Consider the following 22,956-nt stretch of genomic DNA (forward strand, 5'->3'; position numbering starts at 1 on the left):
CGCCGATGCCCGGCACCGTGACGGCCGTGTTCGTCGAAGACGGCGACAGCGTCGAGGCGGGCGACGCCGTGGTGGCGATCGAGGCCATGAAGATGGAGCACCGCGTCATCGCGACCCTCGACGGCACCGTGCGGCTCGCCGCCGCGATGGGCGATCTCGTCGCGCGCGACCAGGCCGTGGCACGCATCGAGCCGCACCCACAGACCCCCCACCACGAATGAGGAGCAGCAGCATGCAGTACGACCTGAGCCCCGAGGAGCAGGAGCTCTCCGATCGCGTCGCCGACTTCGCCGACACCGTCGTCGCCCCCGCCGCCTACGAGTACGACACGAAGCGGCGTCTCCCGATGGAGATCATCGCCCAGATGGGCGAGATGGGCCTCTTCGGCCTGCCGTTCCCCGAGGAGTTCGGCGGTGGCGGCAAGGACTACTTCCAGCTCTGCCTCGCCGTCGAGGCGCTCGGCCGCGTCGACCAGTCGATCGGCGTGACCCTCGAGGCGGGCGTCGGCCTCGGCATGATGCCGATCTACCGCAACGGCACCGACGAGCAGCGCGCCGAGCTGCTGCCCGACCTCGTCGCCGGCCGTGCGCTCGCGGGCTTCGGCCTCACCGAGGCGAAGGCGGGCTCGGATGCCGGAGCCACTCAGACGACGGCCGTGCTCGACGGCGACGAGTGGGTCGTCAACGGCTCGAAGCAGTTCATCACGAACTCGGGCACCCCCATCACGAAGTTCGTCACCATCACCGCCGTCACGGGTGAGAAGACGGCACCCGACGGCAGCGTGAAGAAGGAGCTGTCGTGCATCATCGTGCCGAACGGCACACCGGGCTTCACCGTCGGGGAGAGTTACGACAAGGTGGGCTGGCACACCTCCGACACGCATCCGCTCACCCTCACCGACGTGCGGGTGCCGGAGTCGAACCTCCTCGGCGCTCGCGGTCGCGGCTACGCGAACTTCCTGCAGACCCTCGACGAGGGCCGCGTCGCCTTCGCGGCACTCGCGACCGGCGCCGCGCAGGGGTGCCTCGAAGAGGCGCTGCGCTATGCGAAGACACGCGTGGTGTTCGGCACGCCGATCGGCTCGAACCAGCACATCGCGTTCAAGATCGCGAAGATGCAGGCGCGCGTGCACCAGGCACGGCTCGCGTGGCACGACGCGGCGCGCAAGCTCGTGGCCGGCAAGCCCTTCAAACTCGAGGCGTCCATTGCCAAGATGGTCTCTGGAGAGGCGGCGATGGACAACGCGCGCGATGCCACGCAGATCTTCGGCGGCTACGGGTTCATGAACGAGAACCCCGTCGCCCGGCACTACCGCGACTCGAAGATCCTCGAGATCGGCGAGGGCACGACCGAAGTGCAGCTCATGATCATCACCAGGGAACTCGGCCTCACCGCCTGACGGGCGCCGAGCGGATGCCGCGAACGGCCAGCACGCGAAGGAGCGACATGCACGCCAGCGACGACACCGATGCGGTGCCCGAGGTGCACCGCGAGGTGCTGCAGCGCGGCCTCTGGTTCGAGGAGTTCGAACCGGGGACCCGCTACCTGCACCGGCCCGGCCGCACGGTCACCGAAGCCGACAACGTGCTCTTCACGACGCTCACGATGAACACGCAGGCCCTGCACCTCGACGCGGCGTGGTCCGAGACGCAGCCGTTCGGGCAGCGGCTCGTGAACTCGATGTTCACGCTCGCGACGATCGTCGGGGCATCCGTCGCCCAGCTCACGCAAGGCACGATCGTGGCGAATCTCGGCTTCACCGAGGTCGCCTTCCCTGCACCGCTCTTCCATGGCGACACCCTCTACAGCGAGAGTCTCGTCGTCGACAAGCGCCCTTCGGCCTCGCGACCGGGCCAGGGCGTCGTCACCCTCCTGCACCTCGGTCGCAACCAGCACGGAGTCGAGGTCGCGAGGGCGACCCGATCGGTGCTCGTCTGGTTCCGCGAGGCAGGGGAGCGCCAGCCTTCGGTGTCGCGAGCCGTGACCCCGAACGAGGGAGAGGAGGCGAGCGGATGACGCATCCGCCGTTCCGCTTCGGCCCCGCGCTGCTCTTCTGCCCGGCCGATCGCCCCGACCGCTACGCGAAGGCCCTCGATCGCGCCGACGCCGTGATCCTCGACCTCGAGGACGCCGTCGCCGACGACGCGAAGGCCGCCGCCCGTGCGGCGATCGTGGGCACGCCGCTCGATCCCGAGCGCGTCATCGTGCGCGTGAACGCCGCGTCGAGCCCGCACTTCGCGGCCGACCTCGCCGCGCTCGCCGAGACCCCGTACACGACGGTCATGCTCGCCAAGTGCGAGGGCACCGCCGATCTCGTCGACCTCGTCGAGGTCGAGGTCATCGCGCTCTGCGAGACGGCTCGTGGCGTGCTCACATCGGCGGAGGTCGCGGCGATACCCAATGTCTCGGCGCTCATGTGGGGGGCCGAAGACCTCGTCGCCTCCCTCGGCGGCTCCTCGAGCCGCCATGCCGACGGTCGCTATCGCGACGTCGCGACGCACGCCAGGTCCCAGGTGCTGCTCGCGGCAGGGGCGCACGGGATCGCCGCGATCGACGCCGTGCACCTCGAGCTCGACGACTCGCCGGGGCTCCGCGCCGAAGCCGAAGACGCCGCAGCGCTCGGATTCGCCGCGACCGCGTGCGTGCACCCAGGGCAGGTGCACATCGTGCGCGCCGCCTACCGTCCCGATGCCGAGAGCCTCGAATGGGCGCGCGCCGTCATCGCCGCGGCGGCCGGGGAGCCCGGCGTGTTCGCGTTCCGGGGCGGAATGGTCGATGCGCCCGTCCTGAGGCAGGCCGAGGCGCTCGTGCGGCGCGCCGGCAGCTGATCGACGTTCGAGGGGGCGGATGCCGCGGGCTGAAGCGCCGCGACATCCGCCCCTCAGTCCGGTCAGATCGCGAGGTCGCGCCGCCGGAACACCAGCCATCCCGCGACGAGGCCGACCACCGCGACCGCGAAGGGCAGCCAGATCCGGGCGTCCCATCCGTTCAACAGCGGATCGGTGCCGAACGCCCAGGAGTAGGGCGACCACGCGTGCACCCAGTCGAGTTCTTCGCTCTGGTTGCCGATCGCGTTCAGCACGTAGCCGAGCACCGCGACCCCGGCACCGGCGCCGAGCGACCAGCTGCGACGCCCGGAGAGGGCGCCGACCATGATGGCCAGTGCAGCCGAGAGGAAGGTGACGCCCACGAGCGCCGTCGCGGTCGCGAGGAGGGCGCCGGTCTCGATGCCGAGCTCTGCGGAGTCGTTGAGCGCGAGCACCATGGCGACGGCCACGACCCCGAGCCAGCAGAGCTTCAGCAACACCGCAGCGGTGCGCTCGGCGAGGAGCTGCCCTCGCGTGACGCTGTGGGCGATCGTGAGCTCGAGCTGGCCGTTCTCCTCGTCGTTCGCGATGGCCCCGGTACCCCACGCGACGGCGGCGATCGTGAGCAGCACGAATCCGATGAGCGCGAAGAACGTCGATTGCGTGTAGCCCGCGCCCGAGCCGATCGTGTCGTAGCCGAGCGTCTTCACCAGCTCGGGCGGCATCGATTCGATCATGCCCTGAAGCTGACCGTTGCCGCCCAGAGACGGATAGAGGGGCAAGTAGAGCAGCAGTGTGCCGATGACGCCGGCGGTCCAGCCGATGAGCCCGCGCCACGAGTCGGCGAGGCTTCGACGGAAGAGCGGAAGCACCCGGTTCATCGCACGACCTCCGCCTCGTTGTAGAACCCGAGCACCGATTGCTCGAGATCGGGCTCCTGGATGGTCAGGTCGATGACCTCGTGCAGGCCGATGGCCTTGACGAAGGTGTCGACGTGGGCGTCGAGCTGCGCCTCGAAGGCGGCGGCGCCGACGCGGTCGGCGACGTCGCGCACCCCGGTGACCCCGGGGAGGCGATCGAGGGTGGCGCGCAGTGCGGCGGCATCCGGCTCGCCGACCACGACGCGCACGCGACGCACGGCGGTCTCGCGGAGGCGCGCGACGGTGGCGAGCTCGACGATGTGGCCCGCGCGGAGGATCGCGACCTCGTCGGCCGCCTGTTGCACCTCGCTCAACACGTGGGAGCTCAGGAACACCGTCTGTCCATGCTCCTTCGCCTCGCGGAGCATCGCGAGGAACTCCTGCTGCACGAGCGGATCCAGCCCGCTCGTCGGCTCGTCGAGCACGAGCAGCTCGGGCTCGTGCATGAACGCCTGGATGAGCCCGAGCTTCTGCTTGTTGCCCTTGGAGAGGCTGCGCACCGGGCGGCCGAGGTCGAGGCCGAGCCGGCCCGCGAGCGCATCGACGACGCCGGGGCGCACGCGACCCGAGATCTCGGCGTAGTGCGCGAGCAGCTCGCGGCCGCGAACCCGGCTCGCGAGATGCAGTTCACCGGGAAGATACCCGATGCGCCGGCGGAGCGCTGCTCCGCCGGTGCGCGGGTCTTCGCCGAGCACGCGGACCTCTCCTCCCGACGGGCGGATGATGTCGAGGAGCAGTCGCATGGTGGTGGTCTTGCCGGCGCCGTTCGGCCCGATCACGCCGAACACGCTGCCGCGTGCGATGTCGAGGTCGATGCCGTGGAGCGCGGTGTGCGATCCGTATCGCTTGGTGAGGCCGCGCGTGGTGACGGCGGCGGGTGCTGTTGCGGTCATTCCGGTCCTTCCCGGGTCGAGTCGTCGACGAGCCGCAGCGCGGCCCGTCAGGGTGAGATGTCGCTCGACGGATGTGGGGGATCGGGGTCCTGGTTCGGGTTGCCGGCGCCCTTGTCGGAACGCACTGTCTTGCCCGTGTCGATGGTTCCCTCGAGGGCTGCGCGAGCCGCGTCGAGCACCTTCGAGTCGGTGTAGAGGCCGTCGGTGTAGAGCTCGAGCGTCGGCAGTGTCATGCGCCGAGCCGCAGCCGCGCTACCGAACGGGGTGCCGAGCACCCGCGTCAGCTGCTCTCGGAGCAGCAGGGGTGCGAGACCGTTGATGGTGATCATGAGAGCGCGAATCTCGGGGTCGCTGCTCGGATGCATCGCCCCGGCCTCGACGCCATGCTCGAGCATCGTCGCCGTCTCGCGGAGCAAGCGGTCGAACAGGCGATTTCCGCCCTCGCCGCCGGCGGCGAGCATCGTCGCGAAGTAGTCGATGAAGTGCTGGAACTGCTCGGTGTCGTCGAGCCAGCGCTGCATCGTCTCGGCGATCGCAGGCCCCGCGGTCATCGCCTTCTCCTCGATGAGTTCGGCGACGAGCCACTCGTCACAGGCCTCGCGCAGGCCGTCTTTCGAGCCGTAGTGATGGATGACGAGGGCGGCGCTCACGCCGGCGTCCCGGGCGATCTCGCGCACGGTGGTCCGCTCGTAGCCATGCGCACCGAAACGGGCGATTGCCGCGTCGCGGATCCTCGCCGCCGCGGTCGCATCCTCAGGACGAGCTGAACGCATGTTCACCATTCTAAACGCACGTTCAGTCCGCGAGCAAGACCACTGTTCGCGCGGGGTGTCGCAGCACCGCCCTGCAATGAACGATTCGGTAACGGTCGCCCGTCCTTGCGCGGATCGGATACCCCGAGCACATATCCTCGGACCAATCCTGGGGAGGAGGAGCGCGTGGCACGACGGCACACGAATCGCGCACATTCGGCGAACGCTGCGGGGGCAGCGGTCGCCGACATCATGCTCGGCACCCGGGCGATCGCGACGGACACCGGGCCGATCCCGACGACGGGCGCCGATCGGGGCGCCGGCTTCCACTCCGAATCCGTCGCCACGAACCCGCTCTCGGGACCGATCACGGTGCCGCAGAAGCGGACGATCGGCGAGACCGGCATCACGGTGCATCCGCTCGCGCTCGGCGGGAGCACCTTCGGATGGACGCTCGGCGTCGACGATTCATTCGACGTGCTCGATCGGTTCGCCGGCGTCGGCGGAAGCCTGATCGACACCGCCGACAGCTATGCCGCAGGCCGCAGCGAGTCCATCATCGGCAAGTGGATGGCCTCGCGCGGCACCCGTGACCGCATGCGCATCATGACGAAGATCGGGAGACACCACGATCACCGCGGTCTCGCGCCCGATGAGATCACCGCGGCGGTCGACGACTCGCTCACGCGACTCGGCACCGACCGCATCGACCTGCTGTTCTTCCACGGCGACGACCCGGCCGTTCCCCTCGAGGAGAGCCTCGGTTCCGTCGACGCGCTCATCGCCGCAGGCAAGGTCGGGGCGATCGGGGCGTCCGACTTCGCGCCCGAGCGGCTCATCGAGGCTCGCGTGCTCGCCGCGAACGGACTTCCTCGCTTCCAGGCGCTCACGACCGGGTACAACCTCCTGGAACGCAGGCCGTTCGAGGGAGCGCCCGAACTCGTCGCCCACGCTCAGGGGCTCGCCGTGCTGCCGTACTTCGCCCTGGCGAACGGATTCCTCGGGGGTGCCGTGCGACGCCGTTCCGACGTACGCCATGACGCGCGCGGCGCGCGCCAGGCCCACCACCTCGGGCGCCGCGGGCACCGCGTGCTCGCCGCCCTCGACGAGATCGCCTTCGCCCGCGGTGTCCAGCCCGCGACGATCGCGATCGCGTGGCTCCTCGCGAAGCCGACCGTGGTCGCGCCGGTGGCGAGTGCGAGCAAGCCCGAGCAGGTCGACGCACTCATCGCCGCGGCATCCGTCGAACTGCACCGCTCGGAGCTCGTGGAACTCGATCGCGTCTCCGCCTGAGGCGTCGCCCGCCACGGCGGCGGGCCGAGTCGACCGAGCGGTCCCGTCGCGGGTGGCATAGGGTGGACGGGTGAACGGCGCCGTCGACCTCCCTCTCGGCTTGGCCGAACTCTCGTTCGACGCGGCCGGCGATGCGCGGGTGCGTCGCAGCGTGCTTCCGTCGGGGGTTCGCGTGCTGAGCGAACAGGTGCCCGGCAGCCGCAGCGTCACGATCGGCTTCTGGGTCGCGGTCGGCTCGCGTGACGAGCAGCCGTCGGCGTCGGGGCATCCGGCAACCTACGGCTCGACCCACTTCCTCGAGCACTTGCTCTTCAAGGGCACGACGACGCGCACGGCGCTCGACATCGCGATCTCCTTCGACGCGGTCGGGGGCGAGCACAACGCGCTCACCGCCAAGGAGTACACGTGCTACTACGCGAAGGTGCAGGATCGCGACCTGCCGATGGCCGTCGCCGTGCTCGCCGACATGTTCACCTCGTCGCGTCTCGACGCTGAGGAGTTCGAGAACGAGCGCGGCGTCATCCTCGAAGAGCTCTCGATGGCGGGCGACGATCCGGCGGATGTCGCGAACGAGCGCTTCTTCGAGGCCGTGCTCGGCGCGCATCCGCTCGGCCGCCCGATCGGCGGCAACCCCGACACGATCCGTGCCGCCGTGCGCGACGCCGTGTGGGAGCACTACCGGGCCAACTACCGGCCGAGCGACCTCGTCGTCACGGTCGCGGGCGCGGTCGACCACGAGGTGCTCGTCGCCGAGCTCGAACGTGCGCTCACCGGTGCCGGCTGGGACCTCAGCGTCGAGGCCGCGCCGGTCGAGCGGCGGCCCGTGGGGCCGGCCGTGCTCGAGGTCGCTCGGCCGCTCACCGTCGTCCAACGGCCGACCGAGCAGATCAACCTCCTGCTCGGCGTGCCCGGGCTCGTCGCTACCGACGAACGACGACCGACCATGAGCGTCCTGAACGCGATCTTCGGCTCGGGCATGTCGTCGCGACTCTTCCAGCAGGTGCGCGAGCGCCGCGGCCTCGCCTACTCGGTCTACTCGTTCGCCCCCGGCTACTCCGACGCCGGGCTGTTCGGCATGTACGCGGGGTGCTCACCGTCGAAGGCGAGCACCGTCGCGGCGCTCATGCGCACCGAGCTCGATCGGCTCGCCGAGCACGGCGTGACCGCCGACGAGCTGCGCCGCGCCTCCGGCCAGCTGGCGGGCGCGTCGGCGCTCGCCCTCGAAGACTCCGACACGCGGATGTCCCGGCTCGGTCGCTCCGAGCTCACGCTCGGCGAGTTCGCCGACCTCGACGAAGCCCTGCGGCGCATCGCACTCGTCACCGCCGACGACGTGCAGGCACTCGCCGCCGAGCTCGCCGCCCGGCCGTTCTCGCTCGTCGCCGTCGGCGCCACCGAGGAGTCGGCCTTCCGTGGTGCGGTCGAAGCGGCCGCGCCGAGCACCGACGTCGCCTGACCCGACACCCACGAGCAGTACAGGAACCGATACCAGTGCCCCACCATCTCTACCTGGTCCGCCATGGCGAACAGCTCGACGCTGAGCACGGCATGCCCGACGGACCCCTCTCGCCGCGCGGCCGGCGCCAGGCCGAGCTCCTCGCGGAGCGCCTCGGCGGCATCCCGTTCGACAATGCGTGGCACTCTCCGCTGCAGCGGGCCGCGGAGACGGCGAAGATCATCGCGGCGAAGATGCCGGCACTGAATCCCGAGCCGTCGGCGCTGCTGTTCGATTGCGTCCCATCGGGTCCCGCTCCCGAGACTCCGAAGGTCTACGACCCCTTCTTCGGGTCGGTGACCGAGGCCGAGATCGAGGCAGGCAGCGCCCAGATGGCCGACGCCGTCGTCGAGTTCCTCCGTTCGCACCGCGAGGATCGGCACGACCTGCTCATCACCCACAACTTCGTGATCGCGTGGTTCGTGCGCGAGGTGCTCGGTGCGCCCGCGTGGCGCTGGGTCTCGATCAACCAGGCCAATTGCGGTCTCACAGTGCTCACGCAGAAGTCGGGCCGGCCGTGGAGCCTCGTCACGCACAACGACCTCGCGCACCTGCCACCCGAGCTGCGCACCGGATTGCCCGAGCCGTACTCCCTCTGAGGGCACACCGCGCCCGGCCGTCCCCGGCCGGATCAGCGGGGGAGCCGTTTGCCGAACCAGTGCGTCGCGTTCGGATTCGCGTTGTAGGGCTCGATCTCGGTGTAGCCGCTCGAGCGGTAGAGGCCGCCCGCCGCCTCGAGGTTCGCGTTCGTGTCGAGCACGATCTCCTCGGCACCGAGCTCGCCGGCGCGTCGCTCGAGCTCGTCGAGCAGGCGGCGGCCCTCGCCGCGGCCGCGCCCGGCCGGCGCGAGCCAGACGTGCTTCACCTCGAAGCGCACCTCGTCGATCGGCGATCGCTGGATTCGCCGAACGCCGCCGCAGCCGACGGCCTCGCCATCCTCGTCGATCGCGACGAGGAACACGCCCGCCGGCGGGGTGAACTGCGCCGCGTCGGGCCACGTCGGGCGGTACTCGCCCTGCTCGGGCGGGAAGCCCGCCGCGCGCTCGGCGAAATACGCCTCGAGCAGTGCGTGCGCGTCGGCGTCGGTCACGTCGGCCTCACGGAATCGCAGCATGCGATCAGCCTATTCGGCCGCTCGAACCGCGCCTTGCTAGGGTGAACCACGTGAGGATACGGGTCGCCGTGGCCGGTGCCACGGGCAACATGGGACGTTTGGCGATCCGGCTGATCGAGGAGGCCGACGACCTCGAGTTGCACGCCGCCCTCAACTCGCGATCGAGCCTCGACGAGATGCTCGGCGCCGATGTCGCACTCGATGTCACACATCCCGGTGCGAGCGCTGAGATCGTCGAGTTCGCCACGGGTGCCGGCATCTCGATCGTCGTCGGCACGTCCGGCTGGTCGAACGACCGCATCGCCGACATCGCGGCGCTGGTGCGCGGCCACGCCGAGGCCGGCGCGGTGCTGTTCGTGCCGAACTTCTCGATCGGCAGCGTGCTCGGCACCGCCTTCGCGGCCCTGGCTGCGGAGTACTTCGACTCGATCGAGATCGTCGAGGCGCACCACGCCGGCAAGGTCGACTCGCCCTCGGGCACCGCCGTGCGCACCGCCGAACTCATCGGCGAGGCTCGCCGGCTCAACGGGCCCGTCGCGGCACCGCACGCCGACCAGCGTGCTCGAGGCCAGCTCGTCTCCGGGGTGCCAGTGCACAGCCTCCGGATGTCGGGACTGCTCGCCGAGCAGCGGGTCGTGCTCGGCGGCCAGGGCGAGACCCTCACGATCACGCACTCCACGCTTTCACCGAGCTCGTACGAAGCGGGCATCCTGCTCGCGCTGCGCCGCGCCCCCGAGGCGACCGGAGTCACCGTCGGCCTCGACGCGCTGCTCGAGCTCGGCCTGCCCGGCGCTCCTCGATGACCGCGAAGACCGGCGCGGTCATCATGGCCGTGCTGCTCGCCCTCTACGTCGCCCTCGTGGGCTGGCGGGCGGTGCAGTTCATCGGCACCGGCGAGCCCGTCGCGGTCGCGATGGGCGTCGCGCTCGCGGTGCTGCCCTTCATCGGCGCATGGGCGTTGTGGCGTGAGCTGGCGTTCGGCATCCGCTCCCAAGCGCTCGTGCAGCGGCTCGAGGCCGAGGGCGGCCTCGATCTCGGCATCGCGGCCCTGCCGAGCGGGCGACCCGACCGGGCGTCGGCGGATGCCGCGTTCCCTCGGTTCCGCGAGGCCGTCGACCTCGAGCCCGGCTCGTGGCACGCCTGGCTCCGACTCGGCCTTGCATACGATGCGGCCGGCGATCGCCGCCGTGCGCGCCAGGCCGTGCGGCGTGCTATCGAGCTCGAGCGCGCGGAGCGCTGAGCATCGCGTCGATCGCCGACTCGACGGTCAGGTGCCGGAAGGGGTAGCCATCGTCGATGAGGCGCTGTGCGCTCATCTTCTGGCTCGCCAGCAGCAGCTCGTCGGCGGCGACGCCGAGCGCGAGCTCGAGCACGCGCTCGGGCACGACGAACGAGTAGGGGCGGTGCATGCGTTCGGCCATGGCCGTCATCACGCGGTCGGCGGTGGCGGGCGTGGGGCCGACGAGGTTCACGGGTCCGGCGAGCTGCGAGTCGAGCAAGTGGAGGAGCGCGCCGACCTCGTCGTCGAGCGCGATCCACGGCCAGTGCTGGCCGCCCGTGCCGAGCCGGCCCGACACCCCGAGTCGCGTGAGCGTGCCGATCGGCTGCATCGCGCCGCCGCGGCCGACCACGATGCCGCTGCGGAACATCACCGTGCGGGTCTCTTCGGGAGCCAGTGCGGCGGTCGCCTCCCAGCGGCCGGCGAGTTCGGCGAGGAACCCGGTGCCCGCACCCGAGGACTCGGTCAGCAGCTCGCCGGGCCGGTCGCCGTAGTAGCCCGCCGCCGACGCGCTGAGGAACACGGCGGGCGGCCGGCGTGCCTTGCGCATCGCGTCGGTGAGGGTGCGCGTGGCGGTGATGCGGGACTCGAGGAGCTCGCCACGGTACGCCTTCGTCCATGGCAATCGGGAGAGTGAGGCGCCCGAGAGATTCACGACCGCGTCGACGCGGTCCATGACGGTGAAGTCGATGATGCCCGCGGCCGGCGACCACGCCACTTCATCCGCGCCGTGCGCCCGGCGTCGCACGAGTCGCACGACGTCGTGGCCATCGGCGCCCAGTCGTTCGACGAGCGGGGTTCCGATGAAGCCGGAGGCGCCGGCCACGAGTACCCGCATCGATCAGGCGAGTTCGGCTTCGATCGTGATCGGGATGCCCGTGAGTGCTTGCGAGATGGGGCAGTTCTGCTTCGCGTCCTCGGCGAAGGCCTCGAACTCCTCCTCGGTGAGGCCGGGCACCCGGGCGCTCACGAGCAAGTGGCTGCCGAGCACGCCACGGCCGGCCTCGAAGGTCACGGCCGCCGTCGTCTGGATGCTCTCGGGCGGATGTCCGGCGCGAGTGAGCGCGCCCGAGAGCGCCATCGAGAAGCACGCCGAGTGGGCGGCGCCGAGGAGCTCTTCAGGGTTCGTCGTGTTCGAGACCCCCTCGGATCTCGCCTTCCAGTTGACGGCGAACTCGCCCGTCTTCGACGAGTCGAGGGAGACGGTGCCTGAACCCTCGTTCAGTGTTCCCGTCCAGACGGTGGTCGATTCACTCGTGACAGCCATGTGGGTCCTCCTGCTCGATCCGGGGCTCCAGCCTAGCCGGGCGCATGCAGCGGATGTCAGGTGCGAGGGATGACGCGGGCGCGTACGAGCAGCAGGTAGATCTGGCATCCGAGGCAGTACCCGAACACGGCGTTGAGGAAGGCGGCGACGAACGCGAGGGAGGCGGCGATCGGCACGGCGTAGGCGGCGCCGAAGAGGCCCAGCACGACGCCCGCGACCGTCACCACGAAGCCCACGCCCTGCGCGAAGGTCGGCGGGCGGGGGTCTTCGAGCTCGGCGGGCGGCGCGAGTCGCGGGCGCACGAATCGCCGGAACACGATCGAGAACGGGTTTCGCCGGACCCCTGCGACGGCGCTCCACGCGAACACGAGCGTGATCGCCGCGAGCAGGATCCACGCCGCGAGGGTCGCACCGCCGAAGCCGAGCACGGCCGTGATGAGCAGGAGCGTCGCCGTGATGGCGGCGGTGAAGCGCGGGCCGCGCGGGTCGATGCCGGTGGGTTCAGGATGTGACACGGGTTCTCCCGGTGAGTGCGTCGAGGTGGTCGCGCACCGCGTCGAGACGCGGTACGCCGCCGATGCGTGCGGTCGGCACGCCGTCGGCGTCGAGGATGAGGGTGGTCGGTGTCTGCAGCACGTTGAATCGCTCGGCGAGGTGGCCGCGGTGGGTGAGGTCGACCTCGACGTGGCGCACGCCACTGTACTCGGCGGCGAGCCCCGTGAGCTGCCGCGCGGTCGACGGGCAGCGGCTGCAGTACTCGGTCGAGAACTGCACGAGCGTGGCAGCGGAGCCGAGGGCTGCGCGCTCGAGTTCGAGCGCCTCGATGGTCTCGTCGCGTACGCTCGCGGCGCCGGCGGCACCCGCAGCGCGAGCCGCGTGCAACCGCCCGGTGCGCGCCTTCCAGGCGAATCCCAGCGCCGTGGCGGCCGCGGGCAGGGCGAGGCCCGTGATGAGCGCCGCAAGCCAGTCCATGTCGCGATGCTACGTCGGGCGGCACGTGCCCGGGGGCGTGTGACAGAGGATGACACGAGCGGTGCGCACGGCGCGCCCGGTGCGCGGCACGCCCGCGGCATCCGCCCACTGTCGCCGGCCGGGGATAGCATCGAGACGATGGCCGAGACGACTCCCACCCCATACGAAGACCTGCTGCGCGACGTGCTCGAGCACGGCACGCACAAGACCGATCGCACGGGCACGGGCACCAGCAGCGTGTTCGGGCGCCAGCTCCGCTTCGACCTCTCGCAGGGGTTCCCGCTCGTCACCACGAAGCGGGTGCACTTCAAGTCGATCGCCTACGAGCTCCTCTGGTTCCTGCGCGGCGAGTCGAACGTCGGCTGGCTCCGCGATCACGGCGTCACCATCTGGGACGAATGGGCGGATGCCGCGGGCGAGCTCGGTCCCGTCTACGGCGTGCAGTGGCGCTCCTGGCCGACGCCCTCGGGCGAGACCATCGACCAGATCTCGCAGGTCATCGACCAGATCCGCACGAACCCCGATTCGCGCCGTCTCATCGTCTCCGCTTGGAACCCCGCCGACATCCCCGATATGGCGCTCGCGCCGTGCCACGCGCTGTTCCAGTTCTACGTTGCCGACGGAAAGCTCTCGTGCCAGCTCTACCAGCGCAGCGCAGACCTCTTCCTCGGCGTGCCCTTCAACATCGCGTCCTATGCGCTGCTCACCCACATGATCGCGGCCCAGACGGGCCTCGAGGTCGGCGACTTCGTGTGGACGGGCGGCGACTGCCACATCTACGACAACCATGTCGAGCAGGTGACCGAGCAGCTCACTCGCGCACCGTTCCCCGCCCCGACACTCCGCTTCGCGCGCACGCCCGACTCGATCTTCGACTACGAGTACGACGACTTCGTCGTCGAGGGATACCAGCACCACCCGGCGATCCGCGCTGCGGTCGCCGTATGAGCGGTGCCGACGGCGCCAGACGCCCATCGCCCCGCATCGGGTTGATCTGGGCCGAAGCCGAGGGCGGCGTCATCGGTCGCGACGGCGGGATGCCGTGGCACGTACCCGAAGATCTAGCGCACTTCAAGCAGGTCACCATCGGTGCTCCCGTCATCATGGGTCGCAAGACGTGGGAGTCGCTGCCGCATCGATTCCGGCCGCTGCCCGGCCGACGCAACATCGTGGTGACGCGGCGGTCCGATTGGCCGGCCGAGGGCGCCGAGGTGACCGGCTCGATTGAGGCGGCCCTCGAGCTCGCGGCCGAGCGTCACGACGAGTGGGTCTGGGTCACCGGCGGGGCCGAGATGTACCAGGCGGTCATCGACCGGGCACACCGACTCGAGGTCACCGAGCTCCGTCACGCCGACGGCGACCCGTTCGTGCCCGCCGACGACGACGTGCACGCTCCAATGATCCCCGCCGCGTTCCGGCTCACTTCCGCCGACCCCATCGAGGGCGAGTACGTGTCGCGTTCCGGCATCCGCTACCGCTGGCTCCGCTACGACCGCGCCTGACGCCCATCGGTGACCCGTCCGCGACGGTCACGGTGCTCGAGCAAGCGCCGCGAGCCTCTCGTGGGGACCATGCGACACCCGCCGTTCGAGGCCGTGTGATCCCTGAATGCAGCGACGAGCGCGACGGGGCGACATTCAGGCCGTGCGACTCCTGAAAACAAGGACATTCACAGCATCGGGGGAAACAACGACGGGTACTGCGTCGGGGCTGCGCGTCTCTCAATGCAAGGACACGTCGAACGGGGTGTCCTTGTCTTCAGGAGGCGGCAGAGCCGTCGCAGCCTGCGAGCGTCCTCGTTTTCAGGAGGCGGCAGAGCCGTCGCAGCCTGCGAGCGTCCTTGTTTTCAGGAGGTGCGGGGACGCCGAGGCATGAGCCCCGATTGTCGTCATGTTCAGGAGCCCGGCGACTTCTTGATTCCGGCGAGACATGCTCGATCCCGTGGCCGGGCTCCTCCACAGGTGACGCACGAAACTGGATCTGCACAGGATCGTTCGCAAGCGCGACCTGCCGGAAACGGGCGGTCAAGCTCGGGTATGCGATACGAACGGGAGACGGCCGCCCTCGGCGGCATTGCGAGAAGATCCGACCTGCGGCGAATGGGTCTCGACGACGAAACCGTCCGCATCCTCGTCGCGCACGGAGGACTGCTTCGAGTGCGCCAAGCCTGGTACGCGCTGCCTGACACGCCTCTGGACGCCCTGCGGGCATGCCAGGTTGGCGGGCGCCTCGCTTGTGCAAGCGCCCTTCGCTTCCACGGTGAGCCCATTGCGGACGATGGCGTTCTGCACGTCGAGATGCCCGCGAATGCCATGGCGCGGGCGCCGGATTGCGGATGGGCGGGCGTGAGAATTCACTGGCCGCGGCATCCATCGAGGGGGAATCGGGCCGTGGTCGACGCTGAGTCCGCGCGGCGTCAGTGGGAGCGATGCGGGCGGGCGGGACGATAGCCTTGAGCACGTGACTCAGGAAAATCCCTTCGGACAAGTGCTCGTCGCGCTCGTCACGCCGTTCACGGCTGACGGCGAGGTCGATTGGCCCGGGGTCGAGAAGCACATCGACGACGTGATCAACGACGGTGCCGACGGCATCGTCGTCACGGGCACCACCGGCGAGACCTCCACGCTCACCGACCCCGAGAAGATCCGGCTGGTCGAGGTCGGCAAAGAGGTCGCCGGCGGCCGGGCGAAGATCATCACGGGCGGCGGCTCCAACGAGACCGCCCACGCGATCGAGCTCTACAAGCACAGCGAGCAGGCCGGCGCCGACGGCATCATGATCGTCACCCCGTACTACAACAAGCCCACGCAGGCCGGCATCCTCACGCACTTCCGCATGGTTGCCGACGCCACCGACCTGCCGGTCATCCTCTACGACATCCCCGGCCGCACGGGCGTCCCGATCAAGTACGAGACGATCCTGCGCGCGTCGAAGCACCCGAACATCGTGGCCGTGAAAGACGCCAAGGGCGACTTCTCCGAGGTCAGCCGCGTGCTGAACCAGACCGACCTCATGTACTTCTGCGGCGACGACGCGAACGTGCTGCCCGAGCTCGCGATCGGCGCCACCGGGCTCATCGGCGTCACCGCCAACATCGCGGCGCGGCCGTACCGCACGATCGTCGACGCCGTGAACCGCGGCGACCTGGCCGCTGCGACCGAGGCGCACCGCAAGCTCGAGCCGCTCGTGCGCGCCGTGATGACCCACGTTCCGGGCACGGTCGCGACCAAGTACATCCTGCACGGACTCGGTCGCATCGGCAGTCCTCGCGTGCGCCTTCCGCTCGTCGGCCCCGAAGAGTGGGAGGCCGCGCAGATCGAAGACGAGATCGATCTCGTCCGCGACATCCCCGGCGTCGACTTCCACAACTTCCGCCCCGACCGCAATGCCGCCGCCGGCGGCGCGTTGCCGAAGGTCGCGGGCACCACACGCTGATCGCGAGCCGAGGCATCCGCCGGTACGGCCGCACTGAACTGAACACCGCAACGTAAGGAGGGCTTATGCCCGACGTCGTCATCGAACCTGCCCCGATCCAACCCGGCACGCTCCGCATCATCCCCATCGGGGGCCTCGGCGAGGTCGGCCGGAACATGACGAGCTACGAGATCGACGGCAAGATCCTCATCGTCGACTGCGGCGTGCTCTTCCCCGAAGAGCACCAGCCGGGCGTCGACCTGATCCTGCCCGACTTCGGGTTCATGAAGGAGCGGCTCGACGACGTCGTGGGCGTCGTGCTCACGCACGGCCACGAAGACCACATCGGCGCCGTGCCCTACTTGCTGAAGGCGCGTGCCGACATCCCCCTCATCGGTTCGACGCTCACCCTCGCGCTCGTGGAGGCGAAGCTCAAGGAGCACCGCATCCAGCCGTACACCCTGAATGTGAAAGAGGGCCAGCACGAGCAGATCGGCCCGTTCCGCCTCGAGTTCATCGCGGTGAACCACTCGATCCCCGACGCACTCGCCGTGGCGATCAAGACGACCGCCGGCACCGTGCTCGCCACGGGCGACTTCAAGATGGACCAGCTCCCGCTCGACGGCCGGCTCACCGACCTCCGCGAGTTCGCGCGGCTCGGCCAAGAGGGCGTCGACCTGTTCATGGTCGATTCCACGAACGCGGATGTCCCTGGCTTCACCCCGCTCGAGCGCTCCATCGGCCCCGTGCTCGACGAGGTCTTCGCGCGGGCCCCGCGCCGGGTCATCGTGGCGAGCTTCTCGAGCCATGTGCACCGCGTGCAGCAGGTGCTCGACGCCGCGTGGGAGAACGACCGTCGCGTCGCGCTCCTCGGCCGCAGCATGGTGCGCAACATGACGATCGCCGCCGAGCTCGGCTACCTCAAGGTGCCGCCGGGCGTGCTCATCGACTACAAGAAGGCCGGCGACGTCCCCGACGACGAGATCGTCTACATGTCGACCGGATCGCAGGGCGAGCCGATGGCCGTGCTCTCCCGCATGGCGAACCGCGAACATCAGATCGAGGTCGGTGAGGGCGACACGGTCATCCTCGCCTCGAGCCTCATCCCCGGCAACGAGAACGCGGTGTACCGCGTGATCGACGGCCTCACGAAGCTCGGCGCGAACGTCGTGCACAAGGGCAACGCCAAGGTGCACGTCTCGGGTCACGCCGCGGCCGGCGAGCTGCTCTACTGCTACAACATCCTGAAGCCCAAGAACGTGCTGCCGATCCACGGCGAGTTCCGGCACCTCTTCGCGAACGCGAAGCTCGCTCGCGACACCGGCATCCCCGCGGCGAACACCTTCATCGGCGAGAACGGCTCGGTCTACGACCTCCGCGACGGTGTCGTGAAGGTGGCCGGCCAGCTCGACCTCGGATTCGTGTACGTCGACGGCTCCACGGTCGGCGAGATCACCGACGCCGACCTGAAGGACCGCCGCATCCTCGCCGAAGAGGGCTTCATCTCGGTCATCGTCGTCGTCGACGCGTCGACCGGCCGGGTCATCACCGGCCCCGAGATCCACGCGCGCGGCTTCGCCGAAGACGATGCCGTGTTCGATGACGTCAAGCCGAAGATCATCGCCGCCCTCGCCGATGCCGCACACAGCGGCGTGCGCGACTCGCACGCCCTCTCGCAGGTCGTGCGCCGAGTGCTCGGCGGCTGGGTGAACCGGCGCTTGCGTCGTCGCCCGATGCTCGTGCCGCTCGTCATCGAGGCGTAGGCATGCCGCGCGGGGAGGCCGCGCAGGGAGTCGCACCGACCGGCGCAGCATCGCGAAACGCTGCCGAAACACGCGAGGCGTAGCCTCCGCGCATGGCGGAGTTCTCGATCCGCCCGGCCAGCTCGAGCGACGGCACCTTCCTCGCCGACATGGTGGTCGAGGCGGCGAACTGGCGGACGGGGAATCCCCGGCCGAGGCCGACCGTGCTCGCCGATCCCGTCTACCGCGGCTACATCGCGGGCTGGCAGCGACCGGCCGACGCCGGCATCGTCGCGCTCGACGCCGACGAACGGCCGATCGGCGCCGCCTGGTACCGGCTCTTCGCGGAACCCGACCGGGCGTACGGCTTCGTCGCCTCGGGTGTACCCGAGCTCATCATCGGCGTCCGCCCGCTCTGGCGGGCACAGGGCATCGGCCGCGCACTCATCCGCGGGCTCACGGATGCCGCGCGCTCGGCCGGATTCGCCCGGCTCACCCTGAGCGTCGAGCACGGCAACTTCGCGCACCTGCTCTATCGCTCCGAGGGGTTCATCGTCGTGGCATCCGGTGACGGCCGGGACACGATGGTGCGCTCGTTGGCCTGATCGCAGCCGCTGCCGAAGGCCTCGAGCCGCACGGACACGCGAAACGCTCAGGGGAAACCCCGAATCGCCCCTGAAAGCGGTTCCCAATGATGTCTGCAGTCCATAGTCTGGTGGCTCGTCGGCGATTGGAGTGTCCGTGACGGTGTGGCGCAGATGGGTGTTCCCGATCCTGAAGACGCTGCTCGTCGCCGTCGTCGCGGTCGCCCTCGTGAAGCTGGCATTCTTCCCCGACCGCGCCGAAGCCGAGAATTCCGCCCGGCCCACGGGCAACATCATCGAGCCGCAGGTGCAGGTCGCACGCGGCTCGATCGCGAACGACGTAGTGCTCACCGGCACCGTGAACGCGGATGCCGCCGTGCCGGTCAAGGCAACCGGCGCCGGCGCGGTCGACGAGGTGTTCGTGCAGCAAGGCGCCACGGTGCGCGCGGGCGACGTCGTGTTCGACATCAAGGTCGAGAACCCGATGGCCCCGCCGGTCGAGAGCGTCGGACCCGACGGGATGCCCGTCGTGACGATGCCGACGCCGACCTTCCGATTCGAGAAGGTCGTCGCCCCGGCCGACGGCGTGCTGTCGTCGCTCTCGGTGATCCCCGGCCAGCTCGTCGCGATCGGCGAGGTCTCGGGCCAGGTGGCCCCGCCGTCCTTCAACATCTCGGCCACGCTCGCTCCCGAGCAGCAGTACCGACTGACCACGCAGCCGAGTGAGGCGCTCGTGACGATCGCCGGCGGCCCCGCGCCGTTCCTGTGCACGGGACTCTCGATCACGACCGCCCTGAGCGGGCAGGGCTCCGGACTCACGGGTGACGGCGGCGAGGCCGGGCCGGGCGGCGCCGCGGCATCCGGAACCACCGTGCAATGCCGGGTGCCCGGCGACGTGCGGGTCTTCCCGGGGCTGTCGGCGCAGGTCACCATCTCGGCGGGCGCCGCCGACGACGTGCTGGTCGTGCCGACCACGGCCGTCGAGGGCGGCGCCGATTCGGGCGTCGTCTGGCTTGTCACGGCCGACGGCTCGCACGCCGAGGCGCCCGTGAAGCTGGGCCTCAGCGACGGCACGAACGTCGAGGTCGTCGAGGGGCTCGCCGAGGGCGACTCGGTGCTCGAGTTCGTCCCGGGCCAAGTGGCACCGCAGCCCGGCATGGAGGAGTGCAAGGCGATGCCCGACGGCGCGATGGTCTGCAGCGCGCTGTGACCGTGCTCCTCGAGGCCACCGGCGTCGGCCGCACGGTGGAGTTGCCCGACGGCCCGCCGCTCACGATCCTCTCCGGCGTCGACCTCACGGTCCATGAGGGTGACCGGCTCTCGATCGTCGGCCGGTCGGGCTCCGGAAAGTCGACGCTCCTGAACCTGCTCGGCCTCATGGACTCGCCGACGGCGGGCGAGCTGCGCTTCCTCGGCCACGACACACGGGCACTTCGCGGCAGCACGAGGGATCGGCTGCGCGGACGCGAGATCGGCTTCGTCTTCCAGCAGTTCAACCTGCTGCCCGGCCGCACGGCGCTCGAGAACGTGCAGACCCCGCTGCTCTACTCGAACGGGCGCGAGTTCTGGCGCCGCGAGCAGATCGCACGCGAGATCCTCGACCTCGTCGGGCTCGGCGACCGGCTGCACACGAGGCCCGAGCGCCTCTCGGGCGGCGAGCAGCAGCGTGTTGCGATCGCGCGCGCCCTCGTGCGCCGTCCGCGTCTCATCCTCGCCGACGAGCCGACCGGGGCGCTCGACCTCGAGACCGGTGGCTCGGTGATGGGCCTCATCGAGGAAGTGGCCGGCCAGACGGATGCCGCGCTCGTCACGATCACCCACGATCCTGCCATCGCGAGCCGGTCGACCCGGCACTTCCGCCTCGAGTCCGGGCGGCTCGTGCCGTCCGACGCCGGGGTCGGAGTGGGTGGCCCTGTCGGCGTCGATGTGGGCGGCGTCGGCACCGACGCCGGCGTGAGCGTGTGAACGGCCTGATGCGCGCCGTCACGGGCGCCGTGAGCACCGTGGTCGAGGCGCTCGAAGAGCTGCGGATCCACCGGGGCCGGGTGCTGCTCTCGCTCATCGGCGTCGCGATCGCCGTGTGCGCACTGACGACGGTCGTCGGCGCCGGTGCGATTGCCGAGCAGGCGAACCGCGAGGTGAGCGAGCGGCAGTCGGGTCGCCCGGCGACGATCCAGTTCAACGTCGGCAGCGAGGGCGGCGAGGCCGTCGACGCCGCCACGATCGACGCGGCGTGGGCGAGCGTGCTCGAGCGCTACGACATCGCGTTCGGCAGTCGCAACTCCTATGGCTCGCTCACCGTGCAGTTCGCCGGCGGAGCGGCCGCCGTGCAGGTGCAGGCGGTCGATCAGACCTATGGCGAGATGCATCGGGTGCGCCTCATCGACGGCGAGTGGTTCGGCCCGCGCGACGCGGATCGCCTCGCACCTGCGCTGATCGTGAACGAGGTCTTCTGGGATCGGCTCGGCCGGCCGCCGGTCTGGACGCATCCGACCGTGGCGCTGCTCGGGGAAGCGCCGGCGACGGGGGTCATCACGGGAGTCACTCCCTCGCAGGGGGAGTGGGACACCGAGCCCACCGCGTTCGTGCTCAACGACGCCTACGCGGCGATCGCTCCGGCCACCGTGCCCGGGATGCAGCAGCCGCCCACGTATGAGATGTGGGTTCCCGACGAGCTCGCCGACCCGCTCACCGAAGTCGTGAAGCGAGACCTTGTCGCTGCCATCGGCGAGGGCGGCTACGCCGAGGGCTGGCGCAACGACTACGGCGCGTGGTCTGAAGACCCGTTCCTCATCCTGAAGCTCCTCGTGGTGGGGGTCGCCGTCGTGATCCTGCTGCTCGGGGCGCTCGGCCTCCTGAACATCGCGCTCGTCACCGTGCGCGCGAGAATCCGCGAGATCGGCATCCGTCGCAGCTTCGGGGCGACGCGCAGCCGCGTGTTCTTCTCGGTGCTCATGGAGAGCGTGGTCGGCACCTTCGTTGCGGGGGTCGTGGGTGTCGCAGTCTCGATCGCACTCGTGCAGAGCCCCCTGATGACGCTCCTGCTCGGCGGGGTCGAGCTCGATGACACACCGGGCTTCCCGATCGAGGCGGCCGTGATCGGCATCGTGTCGGCGACCGCCGTCGGCGCCCTCGCGGGGCTCCTGCCGGCGCTCGCCGCGGTGCGCGTGCGGGTGATCGACGCGATCCGGTTCTGAACGCCGATCGCAGACACTCGCGGCATCCTGTCGACGCGAGTCGGCGGTCGGCCTTAACGTGGGGGAATGGCTACGAGCACCAGGTCGAACGGTCGTGCTTCGGGCACGTCTGCCCGCGGCTCGGGCTCTCGCACCGCGCCCACGAAGAAGCTTCCGGCGACCCGCGCGCGGGCGACGACGAAGGCGGCGTCGACGCCCGAGCGCCCGAGCATCCTCGTTCGCGCCTGGATGGGCCTCGCGCACGTCGCCGGTGGTGCAGCCCGCGCGCTCGGCCCCGAGACGCTCCAGAAAGAGGAACGCCGCGACGGCCTGCCGTTCTTCATCATCGTGCTCGCCATCGCGGGGGCGGTCGTCGAGTGGTTCTTCATCAACGATCCGGTGGCCCAGGCGCTCGACTCCTGGACCTTCGGCGGGCTCTTCGGCCGGGTCGCGTTCGCGCTGCCCGTCATCATGCTGCTGTTCGCCGTCTGGTTGTTCCGTCACCCGAGCTCGGTGCACGACAACACGCGCATCGGCATCGGGCTCGGGTTGCTGCTGCTCACCGTCTCGGCGCTCTGCCATCTCTTCGGCGGTGCCCCCGAACCGCGCGACGGCATGACCGTGCTCGCGCGTGCCGGCGGCATCCTCGGCTGGATGCTCGCAGCGCCGCTCACGCTTCTCATCACCACGATCGGCGCGACGATCGTCGTCATCGTCCTGCTCGTGCTCGCACTCCTCATCATCACGAAGACCCCGCCGAACCGCATTCCCTCGCGCTTCCGCGAGCTCTACGTGTGGCTCTTCGGTGCTCCCGTCGCCGAGCCGGGCGAGACGGATGCCGCCGAACGGCCCTCGCGGCGCAAGCGCAAGGAGTCGGCGCAGCCCGAGCTCGACGGCATCGACGCTTCCACCGACGAGGCCGAACCCGCCGGACTCCTGCCGTGGTGGCGTCGCAACGACTCCAATCGTGAGGAAGACCCCGCGTTCGCGACGCCCGCCATCGACGAGCTCACCGCGGTGTTCGGCGCGGGCTCCGCCGCGGGGAGCTTCGAGTCGCCGCTCGAGGGTGAGGGCGGCCCGGCGTCCTACGGCTCCGAGGTGCTCGGCGACCTCGAGCGCGCCGAATCCGCCCTGCAGCACTTCACCGGCGACGTTCCGCGCGGCGGCACCGGCCTTCGCGGCGACGACGGCGGCGCGACCTCGGTGCTCGCCGTGTTCGACGAGGCCGACGCCGGCGGCACGGGCCCG

Annotated in this window: 26 protein-coding genes; 18 read left to right on the top strand and 8 right to left on the bottom strand. The window is 70.2% G+C overall.

Annotated features, from left to right (window positions below; all coding sequences use genetic code 11):
• The 4 genes from ESP51_RS17390 to ESP51_RS17405 form a co-directional block, all read left to right on the top strand.
• Positions 1-221: acyl-CoA carboxylase biotin carboxyl carrier protein subunit (locus tag ESP51_RS17390; protein WP_164990581.1), on the top strand; the 221-nt coding region annotated here is incomplete at its 5' end.
• A gap of 11 nt (positions 222-232) precedes the next feature.
• Complete coding sequence (locus tag ESP51_RS17395; protein WP_206737347.1) at positions 233-1,399, top strand: acyl-CoA dehydrogenase family protein; 1,167 nt, start codon at positions 233-235, stop codon at positions 1,397-1,399.
• Positions 1,400-1,446: 47 nt separating this feature from the next.
• A complete protein-coding gene (locus ESP51_RS17400; RefSeq protein WP_206737348.1) occupies positions 1,447-2,016 on the top strand; it encodes a MaoC family dehydratase in 570 nt (189 codons plus the stop codon).
• Entirely contained in the window at positions 2,013-2,828 is an 816-nt protein-coding gene (locus ESP51_RS17405; protein ID WP_129522159.1) for an HpcH/HpaI aldolase/citrate lyase family protein, read from the top strand. The genes ESP51_RS17400 and ESP51_RS17405 overlap by 4 nt, the downstream gene beginning before the upstream one ends.
• Before the next feature lie 62 nt (positions 2,829-2,890).
• On the opposite strand, the gene ESP51_RS17410 is transcribed toward ESP51_RS17405, so the two are convergent.
• The 3 genes from ESP51_RS17410 to ESP51_RS20705 are packed head-to-tail and all read right to left on the bottom strand — an operon-like array spanning position 2,891 to position 5,393.
• A complete protein-coding gene (locus tag ESP51_RS17410; protein WP_129522160.1) occupies positions 2,891-3,688 on the bottom strand; it encodes an ABC transporter permease subunit in 798 nt (265 codons plus the stop codon).
• Positions 3,685-4,620 (bottom strand): ABC transporter ATP-binding protein, encoded by a 936-nt coding sequence (locus ESP51_RS17415; RefSeq protein WP_129522161.1) that lies wholly within the window; start codon positions 4,618-4,620, stop codon positions 3,685-3,687. The genes ESP51_RS17410 and ESP51_RS17415 overlap by 4 nt, the downstream gene beginning before the upstream one ends.
• A gap of 47 nt (positions 4,621-4,667) precedes the next feature.
• Positions 4,668-5,393, bottom strand: coding sequence for a TetR/AcrR family transcriptional regulator (locus tag ESP51_RS20705; RefSeq protein WP_164990582.1), 726 nt, complete (start codon positions 5,391-5,393; stop codon positions 4,668-4,670).
• Between the two features lie 165 nt (positions 5,394-5,558).
• On the opposite strand from ESP51_RS20705, the gene ESP51_RS17425 reads away from it, so the two are divergent.
• The 3 genes from ESP51_RS17425 (at position 5,559) to ESP51_RS17435 (ending at position 8,759) form a co-directional block, all read left to right on the top strand.
• Entirely contained in the window at positions 5,559-6,665 is a 1,107-nt protein-coding gene (locus ESP51_RS17425; protein WP_241843238.1) for an aldo/keto reductase, read from the top strand.
• Between the two features lie 70 nt (positions 6,666-6,735).
• Positions 6,736-8,121, top strand: coding sequence for a M16 family metallopeptidase (locus ESP51_RS17430; RefSeq protein WP_129522164.1), 1,386 nt, complete (start codon positions 6,736-6,738; stop codon positions 8,119-8,121).
• A gap of 35 nt (positions 8,122-8,156) precedes the next feature.
• Complete coding sequence (locus ESP51_RS17435; protein WP_129522165.1) at positions 8,157-8,759, top strand: histidine phosphatase family protein; 603 nt, start codon at positions 8,157-8,159, stop codon at positions 8,757-8,759.
• Positions 8,760-8,791: 32 nt separating this feature from the next.
• Here the strand turns inward: ESP51_RS17435 and ESP51_RS17440 are convergent, their stop codons facing one another.
• A complete protein-coding gene (locus ESP51_RS17440) occupies positions 8,792-9,274 on the bottom strand; it encodes a GNAT family N-acetyltransferase (RefSeq protein WP_129522166.1) in 483 nt (160 codons plus the stop codon).
• 50 nt (positions 9,275-9,324) lie between these two features.
• Here ESP51_RS17440 and dapB point away from each other — a divergent pair, with 50 nt between their 5' ends.
• The gene (gene dapB / locus ESP51_RS17445) at positions 9,325-10,077 is read left to right on the top strand and encodes a 4-hydroxy-tetrahydrodipicolinate reductase (RefSeq protein WP_129522167.1); all 753 of its coding nucleotides are present in this window, start codon (positions 9,325-9,327) and stop codon (positions 10,075-10,077) included.
• Positions 10,074-10,514 (top strand): tetratricopeptide repeat protein, encoded by a 441-nt coding sequence (locus ESP51_RS17450; RefSeq protein WP_129522168.1) that lies wholly within the window; start codon positions 10,074-10,076, stop codon positions 10,512-10,514. Before dapB ends, ESP51_RS17450 begins: the two co-directional genes overlap by 4 nt.
• On the opposite strand, the gene ESP51_RS17455 is transcribed toward ESP51_RS17450, so the two are convergent.
• Genes ESP51_RS17455 through ESP51_RS17470 form a run of 4 tightly spaced genes read right to left on the bottom strand, consistent with a single transcriptional unit; the run spans position 10,486 to position 12,792 of the window.
• On the bottom strand, positions 10,486-11,391 hold the full coding sequence (locus tag ESP51_RS17455) for a TIGR01777 family oxidoreductase (RefSeq protein WP_129522169.1): 906 nt from the start codon (positions 11,389-11,391) through the stop codon (positions 10,486-10,488). The two genes, ESP51_RS17450 and ESP51_RS17455, sit on opposite strands and share 29 nt — an antisense overlap.
• A 3-nt stretch (positions 11,392-11,394) precedes the next feature.
• Positions 11,395-11,820 carry an OsmC family peroxiredoxin gene (locus ESP51_RS17460; RefSeq protein WP_129522170.1) on the bottom strand — a complete coding sequence of 142 codons (426 nt, stop codon included), beginning with the start codon at positions 11,818-11,820 and terminating at the stop codon, positions 11,395-11,397.
• A 56-nt stretch (positions 11,821-11,876) separates the two neighbouring features.
• A complete protein-coding gene (locus ESP51_RS17465) occupies positions 11,877-12,335 on the bottom strand; it encodes a DUF4395 domain-containing protein (protein ID WP_129522171.1) in 459 nt (152 codons plus the stop codon).
• A complete protein-coding gene (locus ESP51_RS17470) occupies positions 12,322-12,792 on the bottom strand; it encodes a TlpA family protein disulfide reductase (RefSeq protein WP_129522172.1) in 471 nt (156 codons plus the stop codon). Before ESP51_RS17470 ends, ESP51_RS17465 begins: the two co-directional genes overlap by 14 nt.
• 138 nt (positions 12,793-12,930) lie before the next feature.
• Here ESP51_RS17470 and ESP51_RS17475 point away from each other — a divergent pair, with 138 nt between their 5' ends.
• The 9 genes from ESP51_RS17475 to ESP51_RS17510 all read left to right on the top strand — a co-directional run.
• The gene (locus tag ESP51_RS17475; RefSeq protein WP_129522173.1) at positions 12,931-13,740 is read left to right on the top strand and encodes a thymidylate synthase; all 810 of its coding nucleotides are present in this window, start codon (positions 12,931-12,933) and stop codon (positions 13,738-13,740) included.
• Positions 13,737-14,294, top strand: coding sequence for a dihydrofolate reductase (locus tag ESP51_RS17480; RefSeq protein WP_129522174.1), 558 nt, complete (start codon positions 13,737-13,739; stop codon positions 14,292-14,294). Before ESP51_RS17475 ends, ESP51_RS17480 begins: the two co-directional genes overlap by 4 nt.
• A gap of 958 nt (positions 14,295-15,252) precedes the next feature.
• Positions 15,253-16,227, top strand: coding sequence for a 4-hydroxy-tetrahydrodipicolinate synthase (dapA, locus tag ESP51_RS17485; RefSeq protein ID WP_129522175.1), 975 nt, complete (start codon positions 15,253-15,255; stop codon positions 16,225-16,227).
• 65 nt (positions 16,228-16,292) lie between these two features.
• Positions 16,293-17,969 (top strand): ribonuclease J, encoded by a 1,677-nt coding sequence (locus tag ESP51_RS17490; RefSeq protein ID WP_129522176.1) that lies wholly within the window; start codon positions 16,293-16,295, stop codon positions 17,967-17,969.
• Between the two features lie 92 nt (positions 17,970-18,061).
• A complete protein-coding gene (locus tag ESP51_RS17495; protein ID WP_129522177.1) occupies positions 18,062-18,553 on the top strand; it encodes a GNAT family N-acetyltransferase in 492 nt (163 codons plus the stop codon).
• Between the two features lie 136 nt (positions 18,554-18,689).
• On the top strand, positions 18,690-19,742 hold the full coding sequence (locus tag ESP51_RS21125) for an efflux RND transporter periplasmic adaptor subunit (protein ID WP_164990583.1): 1,053 nt from the start codon (positions 18,690-18,692) through the stop codon (positions 19,740-19,742).
• Positions 19,739-20,497, top strand: a complete 759-nt coding sequence (locus tag ESP51_RS17500) for an ABC transporter ATP-binding protein (RefSeq protein ID WP_241843239.1) — start codon at positions 19,739-19,741, stop codon at positions 20,495-20,497. The genes ESP51_RS21125 and ESP51_RS17500 overlap by 4 nt, the downstream gene beginning before the upstream one ends.
• 8 nt (positions 20,498-20,505) lie before the next feature.
• Entirely contained in the window at positions 20,506-21,729 is a 1,224-nt protein-coding gene (locus tag ESP51_RS17505; RefSeq protein ID WP_129522178.1) for an ABC transporter permease, read from the top strand.
• A 66-nt stretch (positions 21,730-21,795) separates the two neighbouring features.
• Positions 21,796-22,956 (top strand): DNA translocase FtsK 4TM domain-containing protein (locus tag ESP51_RS17510; protein ID WP_206737350.1); only part of this gene is annotated, 1,161 nt, incomplete at its 3' end.

It is taken from the genome of Agromyces albus, from assembly GCF_004134825.1.
Classification (GTDB): Bacteria; Actinomycetota; Actinomycetes; order Actinomycetales; family Microbacteriaceae; genus Agromyces; species Agromyces albus.

What these genes read in the sequence shown, in the direction of transcription:
- ESP51_RS17495 (WP_129522177.1), top strand. Translation starts at nt 18,062, where the DNA reads ATGGCGGAGTTCTCGATCCGCCCGGCCAGCTCGAGCGACGGCACCTTC.
- ESP51_RS17440 (WP_129522166.1), bottom strand. Translation starts at nt 9,274, where the DNA reads ATGCTGCGATTCCGTGAGGCCGACGTGACCGACGCCGACGCGCACGCA.
- ESP51_RS17410 (WP_129522160.1), bottom strand. Translation starts at nt 3,688, where the DNA reads ATGAACCGGGTGCTTCCGCTCTTCCGTCGAAGCCTCGCCGACTCGTGG.
- ESP51_RS17450 (WP_129522168.1), top strand. Translation starts at nt 10,074, where the DNA reads ATGACCGCGAAGACCGGCGCGGTCATCATGGCCGTGCTGCTCGCCCTC.
- ESP51_RS17455 (WP_129522169.1), bottom strand. Translation starts at nt 11,391, where the DNA reads ATGCGGGTACTCGTGGCCGGCGCCTCCGGCTTCATCGGAACCCCGCTC.
- ESP51_RS17490 (WP_129522176.1), top strand. Translation starts at nt 16,293, where the DNA reads ATGCCCGACGTCGTCATCGAACCTGCCCCGATCCAACCCGGCACGCTC.
- ESP51_RS17400 (WP_206737348.1), top strand. Translation starts at nt 1,447, where the DNA reads ATGCACGCCAGCGACGACACCGATGCGGTGCCCGAGGTGCACCGCGAG.
- ESP51_RS20705 (WP_164990582.1), bottom strand. Translation starts at nt 5,393, where the DNA reads ATGCGTTCAGCTCGTCCTGAGGATGCGACCGCGGCGGCGAGGATCCGC.
- ESP51_RS17405 (WP_129522159.1), top strand. Translation starts at nt 2,013, where the DNA reads ATGACGCATCCGCCGTTCCGCTTCGGCCCCGCGCTGCTCTTCTGCCCG.
- ESP51_RS17415 (WP_129522161.1), bottom strand. Translation starts at nt 4,620, where the DNA reads ATGACCGCAACAGCACCCGCCGCCGTCACCACGCGCGGCCTCACCAAG.
- ESP51_RS17505 (WP_129522178.1), top strand. Translation starts at nt 20,506, where the DNA reads ATGCGCGCCGTCACGGGCGCCGTGAGCACCGTGGTCGAGGCGCTCGAA.
- ESP51_RS17460 (WP_129522170.1), bottom strand. Translation starts at nt 11,820, where the DNA reads ATGGCTGTCACGAGTGAATCGACCACCGTCTGGACGGGAACACTGAAC.
- ESP51_RS17470 (WP_129522172.1), bottom strand. Translation starts at nt 12,792, where the DNA reads ATGGACTGGCTTGCGGCGCTCATCACGGGCCTCGCCCTGCCCGCGGCC.
- ESP51_RS17480 (WP_129522174.1), top strand. Translation starts at nt 13,737, where the DNA reads ATGAGCGGTGCCGACGGCGCCAGACGCCCATCGCCCCGCATCGGGTTG.
- ESP51_RS17395 (WP_206737347.1), top strand. Translation starts at nt 233, where the DNA reads ATGCAGTACGACCTGAGCCCCGAGGAGCAGGAGCTCTCCGATCGCGTC.
- ESP51_RS17475 (WP_129522173.1), top strand. Translation starts at nt 12,931, where the DNA reads ATGGCCGAGACGACTCCCACCCCATACGAAGACCTGCTGCGCGACGTG.